General features: G+C 51.2%; 14 protein-coding genes and 1 tRNA gene. 10 read left to right on the top strand and 5 right to left on the bottom strand.

Annotated elements, in window-relative coordinates; translation table 11 throughout:
- Window position 1: 1 nt before the first annotated feature.
- Both rplI and dnaB read left to right on the top strand, forming a co-directional pair.
- Window positions 2-457, top strand: coding sequence for a 50S ribosomal protein L9 (gene rplI, locus R5L00_RS03015; RefSeq protein ID WP_107692328.1), 456 nt, complete (start codon window positions 2-4; stop codon window positions 455-457).
- Window positions 458-615: 158 nt separating this feature from the next.
- Window positions 616-2,004, top strand: a complete 1,389-nt coding sequence (gene dnaB / locus R5L00_RS03010) for a replicative DNA helicase (protein ID WP_317653302.1) — start codon at window positions 616-618, stop codon at window positions 2,002-2,004.
- Window positions 2,005-2,050: 46 nt separating this feature from the next.
- Here the strand turns inward: dnaB and R5L00_RS03005 are convergent, their stop codons facing one another.
- The 3 genes from R5L00_RS03005 to queD form a co-directional block, all read right to left on the bottom strand.
- On the bottom strand, window positions 2,051-3,496 hold the full coding sequence (locus R5L00_RS03005; protein ID WP_107692330.1) for a PhoH family protein: 1,446 nt from the start codon (window positions 3,494-3,496) through the stop codon (window positions 2,051-2,053).
- On the bottom strand, window positions 3,486-3,962 hold the full coding sequence (locus R5L00_RS03000; RefSeq protein ID WP_317653301.1) for a peroxiredoxin: 477 nt from the start codon (window positions 3,960-3,962) through the stop codon (window positions 3,486-3,488). Before R5L00_RS03000 ends, R5L00_RS03005 begins: the two co-directional genes overlap by 11 nt.
- A gap of 319 nt (window positions 3,963-4,281) precedes the next feature.
- Window positions 4,282-4,731 (bottom strand): 6-carboxytetrahydropterin synthase QueD, encoded by a 450-nt coding sequence (gene queD / locus R5L00_RS02995; protein ID WP_107692332.1) that lies wholly within the window; start codon window positions 4,729-4,731, stop codon window positions 4,282-4,284.
- Between the two features lie 15 nt (window positions 4,732-4,746).
- Here queD and R5L00_RS02990 point away from each other — a divergent pair, with 15 nt between their 5' ends.
- Window positions 4,747-5,607: a radical SAM protein gene (locus tag R5L00_RS02990; protein WP_317653300.1), complete on the top strand. Its 861-nt coding sequence runs from the start codon at window positions 4,747-4,749 to the stop codon at window positions 5,605-5,607.
- Between the two features lie 253 nt (window positions 5,608-5,860).
- Here the strand turns inward: R5L00_RS02990 and R5L00_RS02985 are convergent, their stop codons facing one another.
- Complete coding sequence (locus tag R5L00_RS02985) at window positions 5,861-6,145, bottom strand: helix-turn-helix domain-containing protein (protein ID WP_107692334.1); 285 nt, start codon at window positions 6,143-6,145, stop codon at window positions 5,861-5,863.
- A 580-nt stretch (window positions 6,146-6,725) separates the two neighbouring features.
- On the opposite strand from R5L00_RS02985, the gene R5L00_RS02980 reads away from it, so the two are divergent.
- The 5 genes from R5L00_RS02980 to R5L00_RS02960 all read left to right on the top strand — a co-directional run bounded on the left by R5L00_RS02980 (window position 6,726) and on the right by R5L00_RS02960 (window position 13,003).
- On the top strand, window positions 6,726-7,955 hold the full coding sequence (locus tag R5L00_RS02980; protein WP_107692335.1) for an aspartate kinase: 1,230 nt from the start codon (window positions 6,726-6,728) through the stop codon (window positions 7,953-7,955).
- A 101-nt stretch (window positions 7,956-8,056) separates the two neighbouring features.
- A tRNA-Ser gene (locus R5L00_RS02975) sits at window positions 8,057-8,149 on the top strand.
- A 535-nt stretch (window positions 8,150-8,684) separates the two neighbouring features.
- Window positions 8,685-9,800: a hypothetical protein gene (locus tag R5L00_RS02970; protein ID WP_317653298.1), complete on the top strand. Its 1,116-nt coding sequence runs from the start codon at window positions 8,685-8,687 to the stop codon at window positions 9,798-9,800.
- Between the two features lie 150 nt (window positions 9,801-9,950).
- Window positions 9,951-10,130 (top strand): helix-turn-helix transcriptional regulator, encoded by a 180-nt coding sequence (locus R5L00_RS02965; protein ID WP_317653297.1) that lies wholly within the window; start codon window positions 9,951-9,953, stop codon window positions 10,128-10,130.
- 419 nt (window positions 10,131-10,549) lie between these two features.
- Window positions 10,550-13,003 carry a DUF3987 domain-containing protein gene (locus tag R5L00_RS02960; protein ID WP_317653296.1) on the top strand — a complete coding sequence of 818 codons (2,454 nt, stop codon included), beginning with the start codon at window positions 10,550-10,552 and terminating at the stop codon, window positions 13,001-13,003.
- A gap of 1,101 nt (window positions 13,004-14,104) precedes the next feature.
- Here R5L00_RS02960 and R5L00_RS02955 read toward each other — a convergent pair.
- Window positions 14,105-15,148 (bottom strand): hypothetical protein, encoded by a 1,044-nt coding sequence (locus R5L00_RS02955; protein ID WP_317653295.1) that lies wholly within the window; start codon window positions 15,146-15,148, stop codon window positions 14,105-14,107.
- Between the two features lie 859 nt (window positions 15,149-16,007).
- Between R5L00_RS02955 and R5L00_RS15790 the strand changes: the two genes are divergently transcribed.
- Window positions 16,008-16,169 carry a hypothetical protein gene (locus R5L00_RS15790; RefSeq protein WP_411555587.1) on the top strand — a complete coding sequence of 54 codons (162 nt, stop codon included), beginning with the start codon at window positions 16,008-16,010 and terminating at the stop codon, window positions 16,167-16,169.
- Between the two features lie 1,331 nt (window positions 16,170-17,500).
- Window positions 17,501-18,121 carry a hemopexin repeat-containing protein gene (locus R5L00_RS02945; protein WP_317653294.1) on the top strand — a complete coding sequence of 207 codons (621 nt, stop codon included), beginning with the start codon at window positions 17,501-17,503 and terminating at the stop codon, window positions 18,119-18,121.
- Window positions 18,122-18,793: the final 672 nt, after the last annotated feature.

Here is an 18,793-nt window from a genome sequence, read left to right as displayed (position 1 = left end):
CATGCAGATCATTCTGATGGAGAAGGTGGTCAACCTGGGTCAGCTGGGCGATGTCGTCAAAGTAAAAAACGGGTATGCACGAAATTTTCTCATTCCGCAGGGCAAGGCCAGGCGGGCAACTTCAACCGCCATCGCCGAGTTCGAGGCGCGGCGCGCGGAATTGGAAAAAACCCAGGCGGAAATATTGGCTGCTGCGCAGGCGTACGCGGCCAAGCTGGAGGGCCTCATGGTGCAGATTTCCCGAAAAGCTGGCGTGGACGGCAAGCTGTTTGGTTCGGTTACCAACGCCGATATCGAGGAAGTACTTAAAGCTCAGGGCTTTGAGATTGAGCGTGCAATGATACGTATGCCGCAGGGGTCTTTAAAGCAGATTGGAGACCATCCGGTAGCGATCGCGTTGCATAGCGACGTAATCGCGCATATCGTTGTCTCTGTGCTGGGCGAACCTACTTCCTGAGACTTTCGCATTCTGCTAGCAGGAATCGCCGACCCGCGAGGTGGGTTCGGCGATTCGTCGGGGGCTGTCTGCAGCCCTTTTTTGTTTTCATATTGCCGCCGCCGTGGCTGTCAGACGGATGGTAGAACCTTTCGATACCAGCACGTTTACCTGATCTCATGGCTCAATTCCTCACCTCGCCCGCCAGCGATCAATTGCTCGAATCCTACAAAATGCCTCCCCATTCGGTGGAAGCGGAGCAGTCCGTCCTGGGCGGACTGATGCTCGATAACCATGCATGGGATAGGGTGGCCGATGTTCTTACGGAGGATGATTTTTATCGGCAGGATCATCGCCTCATTTACCGGCACATTTGCAAGCTGGTTGAGCATAGCAAACCGGCAGACGTGGTGACAGTTGCCGAGTCGCTTGAAATGTCAGCGGAACTGCAAAATGTAGGTGGACTGGCGTATGTCGGCATAATTGTTCAAAACACCCCATCCGCAGCCAACATCCGGCGTTACGCCGAGATCGTGCGGGAGCGGTCGGTGATGCGCAAACTCGCGCAAGTCGGATCCGAAATCTCCGACTCTGCTTATAGCCCGTCGGGGCGTTCGGCAGCCAACCTGCTGGATGAAGCCGAAGCGAAGGTGTTTGAGATTGCGGAGTCAGGGGCGCGCGGCAAGCAGGGATTCATCGATATTCAGCCCCTTCTCAAGCAGGTCGTAGAGCGGATCGAGACACTTTACAACCAGGATACTCCCAGTGACGTGACTGGCATCGCGACCGGCTTCCACGACCTCGACCAGAAAACCTCCGGCTTGCAGCCGGGCGACCTGGTTATTGTAGCTGGTCGTCCGTCTATGGGAAAAACAGCTTTTGCCCTCAATATTGCAGAGCATGTGGCGCTCATGCTGGGAAAAGCCGTCGCGGTGTTCAGCATGGAAATGGGCGGCGCTCAACTGGCAATGCGGATGCTTGGCTCGGTAGGGCGTCTCGATCAGCACAAGGTGCGTACCGGGCGTTTAGAGGACGAGGATTGGTCGAAGTTGACCCATGCGCTCGGGAAGCTGAGTGATGCGCCCCTCTTCATTGACGAGAGCGCTGCATTGAACGCACTGGAATTGCGAGCGCGGGCGCGAAGACTTCATCGCCAGCAGGGGGAATTGGGATTAATCGTCGTGGATTATCTGCAGCTCATGTCTTCTACCAGCCACGGAGAGAATCGCGCTACTGAGATTTCAGAAATTTCGCGTTCGCTAAAGGCGCTGGCAAAAGAACTGAATGTGCCTGTGGTCGCATTGTCGCAATTGAACCGTAGCCTGGAACAGCGCCCGAACAAGCGGCCGGTCATGTCCGATTTGCGTGAGTCAGGCGCAATAGAACAGGATGCGGACCTGATTCTTTTTATCTATCGGGATGAGGTCTACAACCCGGAGACACAGGATAAGGGGATTGCCGAGATCATCATTGGCAAGCAGCGTAATGGGCCGATAGGCAAGGTAGACCTGACCTTTCTTGGCGAATACACTCGCTTTGAAAGCTACGCTAAATCAGGACATTATTAGTCGGAATGGCGCCCGGTTCTCCATACCAACTGGAGCTCTGGCCCGCCTATAACACCTCCGCCGCATAATCGGCCAGTCGCGAGCGCTCGCCGCGTTGCAATGTCACGTGTCCGCTGTGGTTCCACCCCTTGAACCGGTCTACGACGTAGGTCAGTCCTGAACTGCCCTCGGACAAATATGGTGTGTCTATTTGGGCAATATTGCCCAGGCAGATGACTTTGGTAGCGGGTCCCGCCCGGGTAATGAGGGTTTTCATCTGCTTGGGAGTTAAATTCTGGGCCTCGTCGATGATGAGGAACTTATTTATAAACGTGCGCCCGCGCATGAAATTGAGCGATTTTATCTTGATGCGCGAGCGAATCAGATCAAGGGTGGCTGCGCGTCCCCATTCTCCCGCACTGCTGTCTGTTTTGTTGAGCACGTCAAGATTGTCTTCCACCGCGCCCATCCACGGTGTCATCTTTTCTTCTTCCGTGCCGGGTAGAAAGCCGATGTCTTCTCCTACCGGCACCGTGACTCGAGTCATAATTATTTCCGAATAAATCTTGTGCTCCAATGTCTGCATCAGCCCGGCCGCCAAGGTAAGCAGCGTCTTGCCCGTGCCGGCCTGCCCCAGCAGAGTGACAAAATCGATCTCCGGATTCATCAGCAAGTTGAGCGCGAAATTTTGCTCGCGGTTACGCGCCGTGATCCCCCAAACGTTATTTTTTTGATGACCGTAGTCTTTAAGGGTTTGCAGAACAGCGGTCCGGCCGTTACGCTCCTTGACGAGGGCATAGAACGGCTTGTCATGTTCCAGATAGACGAACTGATTGATCATGAAATCCGCGCATAGCGGTCCATTGACGCGATAGAACGTCTGACCGCCCTGCTGCCATGATTCCATATCCTTGCCGTGCTTATCCCAGAAGTCGCCTGGTAGCTCTTGTATTCCGGAAAAAAGGAGATCAGTGTCTTCGAGGACCTTGTCGTTGAAGTAGTCTTCCGCAGCCAGTCCCAATGCGCGCGACTTGATGCGCATGTTGATGTCCTTGGAAACCAGGACCACCGTGCGGTTCTGATAGGTTTCGTGCAAAAATTTTACGACACCGATAATCTGATTGTCAGCGCTGCCGCTTGCCAGGCGCATGGGCAGGACGCTGCTAATCGCCTGGGTCTGAAGAAACAGCCTCCCGGTGGCGCTCTTGCTGCCGTGCGGTTGCAGAGGGATACCTTCGTCGATATCGGTGATAGCGCTGTTCACGATCTCATCTAGAAAACGGCTGGTTTGTCGCGCATTACGAGCCACTTCGGACATGCCCTTCTTGTTATTGTCGAGCTCCTCGAGGGTCATCATCGTGATGTAGATGTCATGCTCCTGGAAGCGGAACAGACTGGTGGGATCATGCATCAGCACATTGCTGTCCAGCACGAAAAGCTTGGGGTTGGCATGTAGCCGAGTGACGGGAGTAATGGACGAAGTCGGAGAGGAGGCTGTTTTTCTAGGGCTCATGACTCTCCCTCGGCAGTGTCTTGACGAATTCCAGCACCTCCTGAACGTGACCGGCTACCTTGACTCCCCGCCATTCCCTGCGCAGTATTTGCCTCCCATCCAGCACGAAGGTGCTACGCTCGATTCCACGTACCTGTTTACCGTACATATTTTTCATCTTGATGACATTGAACAGTTTGCAGACGGATTCGTCCGAGTCGCTCAACAGCTCAAAGGGGAAGTCCATTTTGATTTTGAACCCGTCATGCGATTTGATGCTGTCGCGCGAGATGCCAACAATATCGCAACCAAGTTTTGCAAAGTCATCATATGCGTCGCGAAACTCCTGCCCCTCGATTGTGCAACCGGGGGTGTTATCTTTGGGATAAAAATAAATTACCAAATTTTTCTCTGAGGCTGCGGACAAGCGGAAGATTTTGTTGCTGGTCGATGGAACCTCAAAATCGGGAACGGGTTGATTTAGCATGGACGTTGGTAGGTTGTGGAATTCGGTTCATGTTAACAAAAATCGCGGAAAACAACGAAATTAATTGGCCGTTGGAAGCCAGGCGCGTGATCGAGGAGGGTTGCCCGCATTGGTTGTAAGTGTCCAGCGGGGCGGTTGGGCACTGGCTTTGTCGAGGGGACTTTTACAACCAAGGCGCATAAGGGCAGTTTTAAGTGCGATCAAAAAAGCCACTTGGTTGTCCTCATGTGTGACAGCTTGGGCGGATAGCGCACATCGGATCGCATGATTCACGGAACCAGCTGGTTACCCCAAGGTCAAACCGGTAAAAATAAACCGGTTAAAATTTACCGCGTACCGCATCCGCCCAGCAATTAGGCGTTTCAAACAGGCGTACCTGCTCCAGCCTCAGGTGATTGCCGTAAGTATCCTGGTAGGCGACGTCTAGTATCCGAAATGCGGTAAGCGCGAGATTTTCAGCTGTGGGTGGGCTGTCCAGCACGACTGTTTTGTGATCATCGAGAGATTGAAGGAATTGTAAAACTTCGACATCCTGGCGATAAACCAGGAATGCATGATCCCACAAATCCACCAAGGCAACATTGGCGATACGTTTTACTTCGGAATAATCCATTACCATCCCTTGCTCGGCAGCGCCTGCCTCAGTAATAATGAGGCCCGACAAGGTTACTTCGATAGCGTATCGGTGCCCGTGCAGGTGTCGGCATTTGCTTTGGTGCGCGGGGATGCGGTGGCCAGCGTCGAATTCCAGCCTGCGTGTAATTAACATTAGGGAATTGTAACATTGCAGCGCACCTCTAAACTATTGCATATCGCTGACCACAGCCGCGACATTGCGGGTCTTACTTACGTTTATCCGGTAGTTTCGCGGCGCTCTGGCGGGGTGTCGATAGGCATCAATCTGAATCCCAATAATGCCTGCAACTGGCGCTGTGTTTATTGCCAGGTTCCCGATCTCAAACGCGGCGCAGCGCCACAAATTGATCTCACCGCACTTGAAACGGAGTTGCGGGCATTCCTGCATGAAATCCTGCACGGCGACTTCATGTTGACACAAGTCATCCCGGAAGCGCGGCGCATCAATGATATCGCCTTATCCGGTAACGGCGAGCCTACCAGCGCGCGGGAATTCGCACAGGTGATCGCGTTGATTGGGCGCGTAAAAGCTGATTACGATTTACCCAGTAATCTTAAACTGGTGCTGATCACTAACGGCAGCCTGATCGATCGACTGGACGTGCAGACGGGGTTGAGCGCGATGGCGCAGCTCAACGGCGAGGTCTGGTTCAAACTTGACAGCGTTACTCGCGGGGGGCGGCAGCTCATCAATAATACAAGGATGAGCTTGCAGCGAATGCGCCAAAACCTGCGGTTGGCAACGACATTGTGTCCCACCTGGCTGCAAACCTGCGTGTTTCGGATCGACGGCATTCCACCTTCGACCGGGGAGTCGGAGGCCTATCTCAACTTTATCGAGGACTTCCTGATAGAGGGCGGACAACTGAAAGGCGTGCTGCTTTATGGCCTTGCCCGTCCCTCCATGCAACCGGAGGCGCCCCGGCTTACTAAAGTCAGTCAAGTGTGGATGGAAACGTTTTCAGCAAGGATTCAGGCGCTGGGCATTGATGTCAAGCTAAATGCCTGAGTTGCAGCTGCTGGTAAAGCTTTTGCGAAACGACTGCCGAGAGTGAGTCAAGACTGACGGAGATTTTCCGTGAACGGGACTTTTCGATTTGTCTCTTTAACAGTTGCGCCATATTTCCAGAGAAACGGCCCACCGTCCCACCCCGAGATTAAAGCCTTCGGCGATACTTTCTCCTGCTCAGTTGAGATGAGCTAAAGCAACTCGGAGGTCAGGTTTACCATGCGGTGAGTCTGGCTTAGCCGACGTTCTCGCCTTATTTCGCTTTGGCGGCTTTCTTCAGACTCTTGTACAAATCCGGATTCTGGCTTTTCAGTAGCGCTGCCACAGCCAAATCATCCTTCTTGATCTTGCCAAGATCGATGTGTTCGATATGCACAAGCCGCACCAGCTCCCTTACAGGCCGTGGCATATTTCGTCCACTTTCATAACGGGAGCCGCCACTTTGCGTGACGCCGACCTTGCTCCAGAAGTCATGCTGATTAAGACCCAATTTGCGACGGATTTCACGGGGATTGGATATTTCTTCGAAGAGTTTCATAAGCCAGCTCTCTACAGGTTATGTTGAGGGATTATTGTACATTCATAAATTTAATTTGTTTTTTTATTCTGTGCAAGTATTAACTACATTCACTTTGCTTATTTCAACATTTTTCGGCTGTCGCATTTATCGTATTGCATATTTACTGGAGCTGGAAATAAACTCACATAAGGTGGTTGCCAGGACCGGGCGGTTGGGGCACTGGAGCAGGAATAATCCTCGTTTTCCACCGCGCGTCGTGGCAAGCTGGCAAAAGACCGGCTGCGGAAAAGTGTGCACAACCCCTTGTTCCAGCTGTGTTTAAAATGCAGCGAACGGAGCAGTCGTACGAGGCCCTGTGAGAAGCGTCACGAAAATGAACAAGTTCCGTTTAGCTGCTCAGACTCCGTCTGGTTGCGCTCAGCTAGAGGATACCAGAGATGTTTGCCAGTTTTATTTTCGGTAATCAGGTAAAATTCCCGATCGAGATACCTGTATTCGGTTCAACTAGACTCAATACTTGCGTTGGCGGTACGTTGAATTGATCTGACATAATGCTTGCGACGGTATCTTTTTTCTCAATGTCGAATTGTTGGCAATCGTGACACTTATTGTTCAAAAATACGGCGGCACATCGGTTGGAAGCACGGAGCGGATAAAAAATGTCGCGCGCCGTATCGCCAAATTTCAGTCTCGCGGCCATCAGATCGTAGTAGTGGTTTCTGCCATGAGCGGGGAGACCAATCGCCTTATTGCCCTCGCCAGGGAATTTCAGGCGAATCCCCATCCAAGGGAACTGGATGTCATGGTATCGACCGGTGAGCAGGTCTCCGTGGCGTTGTTGTCGATGGCCCTCATGGATCTCGGCGTCCAGGCGAAGAGCTATACCGGGTCACAGGTTCGTATACTGACCGACAATGCCCATACCAAGGCGCGCATTCTTAAAATCGACGAAGATAAAATCCGCGCGGATCTCGACGCCGGATACGTTGTGGCCGTGGCAGGATTTCAGGGAGTGGACGAGGCGGGCAGCATTACCACACTAGGTCGAGGCGGATCGGATACCACTGCGGTCGCGTTAGCAGCAGCGCTCAAGGCGGACGAATGTCAAATCTATACCGACGTGGATGGCGTTTATACCACCGACCCTCGAATCGTGCCTGAAGCGCGCAAACTCAGGACCATTACTTTCGAGGAAATGCTCGAAATGGCCAGCCTCGGTTCAAAGGTACTGCAAATTCGCTCAGTGGAATTTGCCGGTAAATACAAGGTTAAATTAAGGGTATTGTCCAGTTTCGAGGAAGAGGGCGAGGGCACCCTGATTACTTTCGAGGAAGAAGAAAACATGGAGCATGCGATTATATCGGGTATCGCATTCAATCGTGATGAAGCCAAGATCACTGTACAGGGCGTTCCGGATCGCCCCGGTATCGCTTATCAAATTCTTGGTCCGGTGGCCGATGCCAATATTGATGTGGATATGATCATCCAGAACGTCGGCCATGATGGCATGACCGATTTTTCGTTCACCGTAAATCGTAGCGATTTCACCAGAACAGTAGATATCCTGAAGAATCAGGTGCAGCCGCACATCGGTGCGCGCGGGGTGATCGGAGGCGACAGGATCGCCAAAGTCTCCATTGTGGGCGTTGGCATGCGTTCTCATGTGGGCATCGCCAGCAGAATGTTTCGCGCCCTGGCCGAAGAAGGCATCAATATTCAGATGATCTCGACCTCAGAAATAAAGATTTCCGTGGTCGTTGATGAAAAGTACATGGAACTCGCTGTGCGCGTGTTGCATAAAATATTTGAACTGGATCAGATGTCGTGACACCGCAGTGCAGGCAATGGGAACGTACAGGATCCGTTGCAAAACCTGGTTTCGGTTGTTTGACCAGGAAGGTTTAAACCGCTATCCTAATGCGGCTTCGTGGAGAGATGGCCGAGTGGTCGAAGGCGCTCCCCTGCTAAGGGAGTATAGGCTCAAAAGGCTTATCGAGGGTTCGAATCCCTCTCTCTCCGCCAATACTAATTTTAAGATATTGATTAGTAACGTAAAGTCAAATATCTTCCGTTACTACATACATCTTTACCTACATCATAAACCTGACGGTTTCGTGCACTCTACTTTTAATGGCGTAGGTCGTCATGCAGATTTTTTTTCTGAGATAGTACATCCTGCAAGTGCAAGGTTCCTACGAAACGCGAAGCAAGCTTACTCCGTGGATCACCGAACCTTTTCTCAGTGAGAAACGAAAGGGTGCCGTAGTTCCGAGTATCTCCTGCAAGTGCGGCAATAGCCCGCCAAAGCGCTTTACCACTCCGTTTAGCACCTGTGATCGTGACTAGCTGTCACCGACAAGACGCGCAGATCAAATTGCCTGACCGCCTTCGGTAATCCTTCAAACGCTAGATCCACTTTAAATCCGGGTAAAGCATGCCGATTCGGTCCTTGCGTTCGGCGTGGCTCCACCCGTGCGTTAAACTAAAATGGCGGCAACGGAATTAGCTGCCGTGAAGGTTTGGGGCCACTAAGACTTTTTGGATGGAAAGGTCGCGTATGGTTAGCCGCGCTACTAAAAAGAAAACCTTACCTGATAGGTATCCGCGCGAACGAGAAATTCTCATATTCGAAGAGATGTTCGAGTTGGATCACGTAATCGAGTTGCTTGATCAGATGGGTCAAAACCTCTCAAGCCTGGACGCCCCTGACCGAGAGTGGGACGATAAAGCGGACAAGCTGTGGGATTTTTTTGCTGCTGACCCCTTAACTTTTCTAATTACCAGATTACGGAAAGCTTTCCTTGAATATGAGAGATTTTGGCAACCAGAAGACTGGACGGCAGAAAACGATGTGCTATTACAGCAGGCGTTAGCAGATTCCGACGAAATGTGGTGGCGCTTAAACGACTTGCGGGAAGGGTGCTGGAGAGCGCCCAGAGACAACAATGGTTATACAAAGGGCGAACCTTTCAAAGCATATGATCCTGCTCTACTGGCCTGCGGTGAAGCCCTATATCTGGCGCTCATCCTTCAGCAATCCCACGGGGATAAAAAATGGGTTCATGGGTGCATAAGTGACTTAAAACTTCAGCTGACGCGATTTTACGCCGCTTCCTTGGAAACATTAAGGGGTCGCGAATCCTTGTTCACGTCAGGGAGAACTGCCGGCGCATACGGTCTCATACATCACCACTTAAGGAATCTGTATCAGAAACTGTATTTCCAACATGGTACGTCGCTAGACTTCGACTCATTCTGGAAAGCAATCGAGAGGGAGTGCTCTGAGGCAACAGTCAAAACGTCATCGTTGGTATTGCAGGAGACGGATGGGGATGAGCTTCACTACCGAATGAGCGGCAAAGAGAAGTTAATAAACAGACTTACTGTCCGCAACAAGTTTCCATACTACAAAACAGGCGATTTAGACAAATATCTCCGAGTACTGTGGTCATCCCTGGCACTTCCAGTGGAGTTTAACCTGGTCTGGGACCAGATAAAAGCCGAGTGTGACAAACCCACCTTGGCGATTGCTTGGCTAAAACTTGAAAAAATTGACGATGAGGCCCTTTATTATCAGGCAAGCACTAAATGCTTTTCGGTTCCCAAATCTGAAGTAAGAAATAAGTTTCGCGTGTTTATGAAGGAGAAGCCAATAAAAGCGAAATTTATTTAGCATCCGCCATTCACGGCTTCCGCTAAACCGTGAATGCACATCTGTACATTCGCCTTCACACCATTGCGTCGCATTGGGTTTCATTCAAAACAGTGAAGGAGAATCATGGAAAATACCTCAGCAATTTCCCCTATACACGCGATTTTCAGAATGAGCAAAGTAATCCAGCTCACCGGCCTGTCGCGTTCTTCAATTTATCGGCTGGAAGCTCTCGGCCTGTTTCCAGCCCGAATCAAGCTGTCAGCATCGGCCAGTGGCTGGCGTAGTGAAGATATACAGGCCTGGATCATGGCCCGGCCGCTTGCCGGAGCGGAAAAGGGGAAGAAATGAGAACGCTATCCAACTATCGCAACGGCTTTTCCGCAAACGCGGCTCTCGGCAATTCCGCTGCGGTCAAACAAAATCCGCCCCCTGTTTTATCCGCCGCCAAGTCCAAGCATGGGAGGAGCAACGATGCACGACTTCCTTAAAGTACCGGAAGGCACAACGCTTCTGGAACTGCTGGGTGCAAGGCACGAATCGAGACCAATTGGCAGGAAATCCCCCCTCTGTGCGTCGTGCGTTAAACCCTTCAGTGCTGCGCGAAAGATATTCGGACACATAAGAGCTACGTCGGCTGAATTGCGTATACCCGTTATCATCGTCTATCCATTATGCCGAGCGTGCGCACGTCAATTGAAGCAGGGCGGGACAAAGGAGGATGCGGTCCTAGCTGCAGTGGAGAAATTCATGAATAGCGAGGTATCGCAATGAACGGGTCTTTACCCCCTGCCCTCGTTGAGTACATGCGGCAGCATCAATACCGGCCAGAACGGCTCAAGCCCAGCGGTAACGGATTCCTTCGCTTTCCCGTCGGTCAGGAAATCAACGGCAATGCCAGCGGCTACGTCAAACTTTTTTTCGATGGTGAAAGCGCAGTCTTTGGTGACTTCAAATCGGGGATGCAGGCGATCTGGAGCGCGAGAGATGTAACGACGCTGCTGCCTGCAGAGCGCAAGGCTCACCGGGAAGCATTAAAGAAAGCCCGCGAAGGAATACAGGAAGAGCAGCGCAGGCTCCAGGTGGCAGCAGCGGACAAGGCAGCGGAGATCTACAGTCGCGCTGGGAATGCAAAAGCTGATCATCCCTACCTCGTAAAGAAAGGCGTCAGTCCCCGGGGTGGAGTAAAACAGCTGGGCAAACAACTGATTGTTCCGGTCTACATTGAGGACGAGCTCACCAGCCTGCAATTCATTAAGGAGGACGGGACCAAGCGCTTCCTGAGCGGTGGCGAGATCAGAGGTGGCTGCTGTATGGTCGGTACACCAGCAAAAGTTCTCTGTATTGCCGAAGGGTATGCCACCGGTTGCAGCATTCACGAGGCTACGGGCCATGCAGTGGCCGTTGCGTTCACCGCCGGCAATCTCATGCATGTGGCACAGGCCATGCGGCAACGGTACAACGAGGCGACCCTCATCCTGTGCAGCGATAACGATCAATGGACGGAGGGTAATCCGGGCCTGACGAAGGCTGCGGAAGCCGCAAAGGCTATTGGGGGGCTACTGGCAGTGCCCGACTTCTCCGGAGGTGGTGTGAGCACCAGACCGACCGACTTCAACGACATGCATGCGCTTACAGGAAAGGAAGCGGTCGAGCAGGCCATCTCCGCGGCGAGGAAGGTGGACAATGCGACCCTGCCTGGTCCAGGCCCTCAGTCGATCGCAGCTCGTACGTTGAACGAAACGATCGAATCAGTAAGGAATGGAGCCGACGCAGATTACTTCGATTTCCAGGCTCAATTCGAGCGTGACCCGGAGCCTTCAGCCGGTGCTGAGACCTTGAAGACAGGAAAAACGGCAAAGACGAGAAGGGCACCTACGACAATTAAGGAGGAGCAGCCCGAAGTCATCAGACAGGAGGGCTATCCCCCAGCGGAGGAGGAGGCTGATGCTCCGCTTGCCCCACCGAGGATGCCGGATATGGGTTTTCCTCCCCTCATAAGCGATATTGTGGATGTTGCCTGCCGCAGCAGCGAGGCTCATCCGGTGGCAGTCGCGGCAAACATCCTGACCTATTTTAGCGCGATAATCGGACGAGGTGTTTTCCAGCACATCGGTGACGCCATAATCCATTGCCGGCCTTTCCCGCTTATCGTCGGCAAGAGCGGAAAGGCACGCAAGGGAACCTCGGAATCGACCGTGCGGAAGATATTCAGGTGCGCTGATGCGATCATAAGCAGGCGAAGAGGGATTGAGGAATGTCTCCGGTGCCATATTGGTGGCCTGTCGACGGGAGAAGGCATTGCATGGGCTATCCGTGATCCAGTCGAAGCCGAGGGAAAGCAGAAAGGCGACCCCGGCGTAGCCGACAAGCGACTGCTGGTCATCGAGAGTGAATTCGACAATGTCCTCGCCCAGCTGAGGCGTGACAACAATACTTTGTCAGCCACCATTCGCAATCTCTTTGATGGCCGCGACATCGAGCCGCTCACCAAGACCAGTCGCACGCGAGCCACCCGTCCTCACGTGTCCATCCTGGGTCACATCACCAGTCATGAACTGCGCGAGAAAGCGACTGCCAACGACGTGGCAAACGGACTGTTGAACCGGTTCATCATACTCCACGTTTATCGGCCCAAGCTTGTTGCTTTACCTTGCCCGACTCCAGAGGCAAAGATCGAAGAGCTGGCACAGCGGGTAGCCGACGCAGTAATGGCGGTGACGGAAGGAAACGTGCATGCCGATAATGTGTACGAGGTTACGTTCAGTGATACTGCCCGGGAGCTGTGGGAGGAGCAATATCCAACCATTACCCGCGATCGCGAGGGCAAGGCGGGAAGCCTTTTGGCCAGATCGGAAATGTATGCGCGCATGCTCGCGATGATTTTTGCTGCAATGGACGGCCGCCTCGTCATTGAGTCACAGGATCTGCATGCGGCTATTGCCTGGGTTGAATACTGGAATTCAAGCGTCACCTATATATTCAACTGCAGGGATGATGAAGGAGGCCTTGACCCTTTCGTGGCCGAGGTACTGGAGGTCATTACAAGAGATCCGGGGATTACACTTACCAAGCTAAGAAAGCACTGGCCAAAAAGCCGAAAGAACGAGACGGACAAAGCGCTCGAGACGCTGCTCAGTATGGCTCCGCCATTGATAGAACAGGAAAAGGCAAAAACGGATGGACGCTCGCCAACCAAGTATTTCCGTTATGAAGAAAAGTAAAAAAAGGTAGAAAAGCCAGCCTGTTTGACACAGGGCCGACCATTAAGGGGCAGAAAAGGGTAAAAAAGGTAGCACGCGGTGAGGAAGCAGATGGGGGACACTTTTCCGGTCCATACTTAATTTACCTTTTTTGCCCTTAAATATATGGCTCAAACCCAATAGGTACACCTTTCTTGACTTATTTCACTTATTTTACCCCCTATATATACAAATGGATTTAACGGGGGAAAAAACGAGACAATGAAAAGAGGAGAGACCGGGAGGGGGGGTCAAAAGTCAATAACTTCTCTTATAGAACCCGAGGGCTTAGCGTGAAAATTCTGTGCGCGAAATTAGGAGAGGGGGGGTTAACAGGGGCAAAAATTAAGATGAGTACACTTGGCCGCTGAACCTAACCAACAAGTGGTTACAATGACAGTCCCGAAAAAGTTGTCAAAGAGGCAGCTAGGCTATCGCCTCTCGACTAGTCCCAATCGTTGAAGACAACAATGACTTACGACTTCTAAACAGGCGCTACCCCCATCAGAATCTTGCGATCGCATCTCTCTATCGTTTGCCCTCGCCCCCCCTAAATGGAACATCACCGGATTCTGAAATAATTTCTTAACGCCAGGAAAAACAGAAAAATTAATGCAACAGAAATTATTGTCTGTACGAGACCTGCAAACACAACTACGACGGAGGGTTTTTCGAATACGGTCTTTCCCTTCTTTCCCGTACAGGCAGGAATGGCCCCGCGCTCGTATGTAAGTACGGCTTGTCCTGAAATTACTAGTACTTTGCATGTGAGCACTGTTCATCGCTTTGAGGTCGTAGCTCCCCCACAAAAATAATGCGAAGGGTATTTATTCCTTAATCTTTGAGCTTCGCCAACCCCTTATGGTCCGGTTATTTCAATTTCATTTAAGTTATCGAACTGTACCATTATGCTGCTGGGACAAGCGCAGTCGTTGAGCCATTGATACTTAAAAGAAAATCATCCGTGCTGCTGCATAAATATTAAACGAATGCAACAGCACTTCGGTAGCTAACTTTTGACAAATCCCTTCGCCTCCATTCTCTTGTACTGGGTCAGTTTAACCTGTTCCAGCAGGTAGGGCGCTAGCTTTGACCAACGACCACCCATGGAACGCTGACATCGATGGCTGCGGAAGCTTGACCATAATCTCCAAAAACGCCACTGTCACCATCACATGAGCCATGACACCAGATAGCTGCTTTATATATGCGACCAGAATGGGCTTCGAAATATGGTGCCTCATTTCCCCACTGGAAGGCGTTTTCGTAGTCCCCCGCGTCGCCGCTAGGATTGTCGTGATCCTGCAGCCACGAGACACCATCGGACCAAATAGTATATCTGTAGTCCTGCTCCATTCTTTGGTCATTGCCTTGCATATCCCAGCTAAAAACTAAGACCCCAAATCCGGCATTGTTGTGCGCTACATAGAAGTGGGCGTGATCATGCCATTTATAGAAATAAGGGCAATAGGGTCGTATTTGCACAAAACGAGGAAGCGGGGGATCGGGTACAAATTGGACCCATATTCCCGCTCCACTTGAAGCTTGGGCTCCGTAGGCAAAATGATTAAAGCCGAACTTACCCGTTAACGGGTCCGCGTATGCCTGCGCTACGTGGTACCCCCTTCCGTCAGCTCCTCCAGATCTCGACCAAGCCTCATAGGGCGCCCCGAGTACCTGCAACTTAGTATCCTCTGCTATACCATCAGATATACCGCCTATTATGCCGCCAATTATGCCGCCAATCTCGCCGTCAAGAGTCCGAAATGGCCGCACAGTCAAGGCTCGAGCGGCTGAATATTTCGACCTTTGGTCTAGAATTCTTTGGTTCTCATTTCTGTATTTTTCGTCACTTATCTTCTCGAGCATTTTTAACTTCGATAACTCAGGAGGATGGGCGGTTTGTGGAGCCTGTTCATATCGAGTGGAACCAAGTAACGCTTCGACCAATTTATGCTGCTCAACTGCCGTACGGAGGTTTTGCTCGCGCCGCTGTTGGGTAACTGCCTCAAATTTCTCCTCCAGCGCCAGCTTCCCACTCGCATTGATCTTGGCCATCACGTCAGCACTGATCTCAGTCTTCTCATTTGAAGTTTTGCCCAAACCATTTAAAGGATTATTAAACATTTTTGCTCTCCTAACATTACTTGGGTTAATGTCCCTTAGCTTGAAGGTTACTCCTAAGCCCTAAAACGCAGGAATTGCTTTACGGCTTTCGAATACGGAAACGGCTTACCATCGGACCTTTCAGCAACGTCATGCCGGCACAGCAGTTCTCCAAACGTTACTGTTGTGCCGGGCTAATGACAGGGAAAGCCACTATCACTTCAGTCTTTCCTTACGTATGCGGTGTGCCGGAACAACAACCGCTACAACTTAACATAGTAGATATTTGGGAATTTACGAAAAAACTTTAGACATGGCGTTTTATTCGGAGAGATTAATTAAGAAGTCGCGATTTACCATTTACGAAAAGTCAGATCGGTTTTAAGGAACCTGCAGTGAGGTGCCATAAGCGAGATTGGGTCCCGGCAAGGAATCAGGGGACTGTGACCCGACCGTGCCGTTTCTTACGCGAATCAGTAAATGGATTTTACGGCTGGCGTCACCAGCTGCATCGACACGAGTGATGGTTAGCATCATGTTGGCTGAACACATCAGTCGAATTAATGGCCGCTGGAAAGCGGTGGCGCTATGGCTATCGGAGGTCACCCAGGATCTGCGATCTTGTCGAGCGCTATGGCAGGCATCGCGGGTCTATCACCTGATGAAGGAGGAAGGACTGCGGGCCCAAGGGGTTATCGTCGTCGGGCAAGTTATTATGGCAAGCCTGCGCCTGCGGTTGAGGATCAGTTGGAGCAGAACTTTGATGTCGAAGCATCTATTCAGGTTTGGGTGAGGAATATCACCTATATCCGGACCGACGAAGGTTAGCTGTATCTGGATGTAGTGCTGGACCTGTTCTCGAGCAGTCATCGGTTGGTCAATGCGTTGCCGAATTGATGTCGAACTGGCTATAAATGCCCCGCTAATGGCAGTTTGGCGGCGAAATCCAAAGCACCTGTCCATTGTCCATTCCGATGAGGGACGCCAGTACCGCAGCCATGACTTGGCAAGGCTTCTTGAAAACCCATGGCTTGGTCGCTAGCATGAGCCGGCAAGGTAATTGCTGTGACAGTGCGGTCGCCGAGAGCTTCTTCAGCATTCAAGCGCGAGCGAATCCGCCGCAAGATCTATCCCGACCGCAACGAGGCTCGCCAAAATGTCTTCAACTAAATCGAAATGTTTACAGCCCAAAGCTCGTCATGGCTATACAAACGGTTTTTCTCTCCAATAAGAGTTCGAAAATCAGTATTTCAACCGGCTCAGCGTGTCTAGAAAAGCCGGGGCGATTCAGAATACATTAGATAGATAACTTCGCTTTTGATACCGAAACTCTGCTTCTGACACGAAGGGCTAATGGTTATGCGGCGAGGTATTATATACGTAATGTTCCCCTGCAAGAAGTGCGGCTTTGGCGAGAAAAAACACCTTCGGCCGGCAGGATTATTAAACCGGCAAGAGCGGTAATCGAGGCCTAGGGACCCGTGTTCACCGTGAAAGGCTGACCATCGCTTTCAGAATCGATTCCGTCGCCTTCAATTCATTACGTCCCCAGGACCGCCGACTTCAAGTAAGAATTTGACAAATGACGAATGTAGCCAAGTCGCGTAACACAAAATGCATTACTAGAAAGCGACGTGGTAGTCCTCTTTATGCGGTCGGGACTGGGAAACCTTACAGCAGGACACTTTGGTGCGCCCAATACTAGAAGTTTTCGCTAAGCATTTACCGAACAACAGCTTTATCTAAGTCCGAGTTCCGCAGCTGGGGGCGGTGGAGCTTCGAGTAAGGCAAGCCAGTCCGGTTTCGAAGGCTTCCGTCAGCGCCCTCACGCTACGACAAGGGCGGCTGATAATAAACTTAATTCCGCCTTAATTCTTGCTCTTTTCAATATTATTACCTATACATCGTGCAAGGAGCTCGCATTTCGACGCCGAATTTCTGGATGACGAAGACTGCAAGACTGAACTCGGCGAGGAGCGAACTTTTCTCAAAACTGCTGCAGGAGATGAGAACATGCTAGAGGTGAACCGTGATAATCAGGGCGCAGGATCCGAACGAGAGAACGAGCGCGGAGCCACGCCAGTAGTCGTGACCCGATCGTAACTATGACAATGGAATCATTTGGCGAGTTTAATCCTCCAGCCACTCGTCACGCCGATATCAGAGCCATGCTTCGCGTGGCACACGTCGCTCTCCAGGCTCAGAAGTACGAACTAGGGAGGACGTTGGCGAGCAAATGGCTGAGGGAAATTCCGAATTAGTTTCGTGGGTCGCGCAACTCCCTGCTCGGTTGCGGTTAGATATTCCCTTCGGCCGGGGGGAAACCAACAGCGCGACCTTGTGACGCCATGAATGAAAACAGGAGTTCTTAACATGACTATCATTGATTCCGCAATTATGTGGCCGAATGGAAAAATATACTTCTTCAGCGGCAGTCAGTATTATGGCTACGACATAGCGGCCGACAAAGTTGATCCAGGATATCCACAACCAATCAAAGGAAATTGGCCCGGATTGGACAACGCCTCCGTTGGAGGTATTCAGGGTGCTATTGTCTGGCCAAACGGAAAAGCATACTTCTTTAGCCGCGATCAGTATTATAGCTACGACATTGCTACTAACCGAGTTGACCCGGGCTTTCCGATGCCGACTAACTTGAACTGGCGGGGAGTGCTAGCCGGGCCACAATTAGATTACCGTATTGATGCTGCGATAATGTGGCCAGACGGAAAAGTCTATTTATTCCAATATGACCGGTATTACCGCTACGACATCGGCGCGAATAAAGTTGATCCCGGCTATCCGGCTTTGATTCAAGGGAACTGGCCCGGACTGTGGGTAACCGGACAACCTTTTACAGCTGCTTTCGTCTGGCCTGGGCAGCTTAAGGCATATTTCTTTCAAAAAACAGTTTATTTTCGCTACGATATTGCAAGCAATGCAGTTGACCCTGGCTATCCATTATCTATTCAAGGGAACTGGCCAGGATTATAGTCATTGCATGGTGGTGGGCAAGGAATGGTAAGGCTAGGAGAATTTGTGAGCGCCCGCTAGGAGATGGTAGTAATACCGGTGTTCCCACGAGATTACCGGCTCTCTTGCAGCGAGATTAAAGTTGGAGCAACAACCAAGACCGATAAGCATTGCTGCAATGAACTGGCATACGAATGGAAGAGATAACGGCAAAACGGCTGTGCATCATTCGATTTTTTCCGGTAGATCGTACGGTAGGTCGGGGACAGCTATACAAATATTAAGATGAAAATGGGTGGAGTCGTCTTCCAGCAACTCGGAAGTTCATAGTAAATAATTAGATTCTCGGTTCTCTAACCCGAAGCAACTCTGAGTCATTAACCACATGCCTCGGTGGGTTTTTGCCATGGAACCCTATTCCGATTGCCGGCATGTACTCTGAAATGGACTTTTACCCTGACCCAATGTAACCATTTACCGTCGATTTGACCAACATTCATGAAACAGCGGTTTATCTTCAAGGGTACCGGCAAGGGACGTGTATTTTCAATGGTAAGGTGAGCTCAATAGTGCCCATCCGCTGATTGCCCCCGGCGGAAAATCCGCTCCAAAATGATCAAAACGCTCCATCCCCTCGCGGCAGATTTCCGTCAATCAAGTATCCAATTTTTAGGATAGCAAGTCCTAAACGAC

Origin of the sequence: Nitrosospira sp. Is2 (assembly GCF_033095785.1) — a bacterium.
In the GTDB taxonomy this organism is placed as follows: Bacteria; Pseudomonadota; Gammaproteobacteria; order Burkholderiales; family Nitrosomonadaceae; genus Nitrosospira.
Note: the sequence above shows the minus strand (reverse complement) of the source record. Positions and strands in the feature narration are given on the sequence as shown.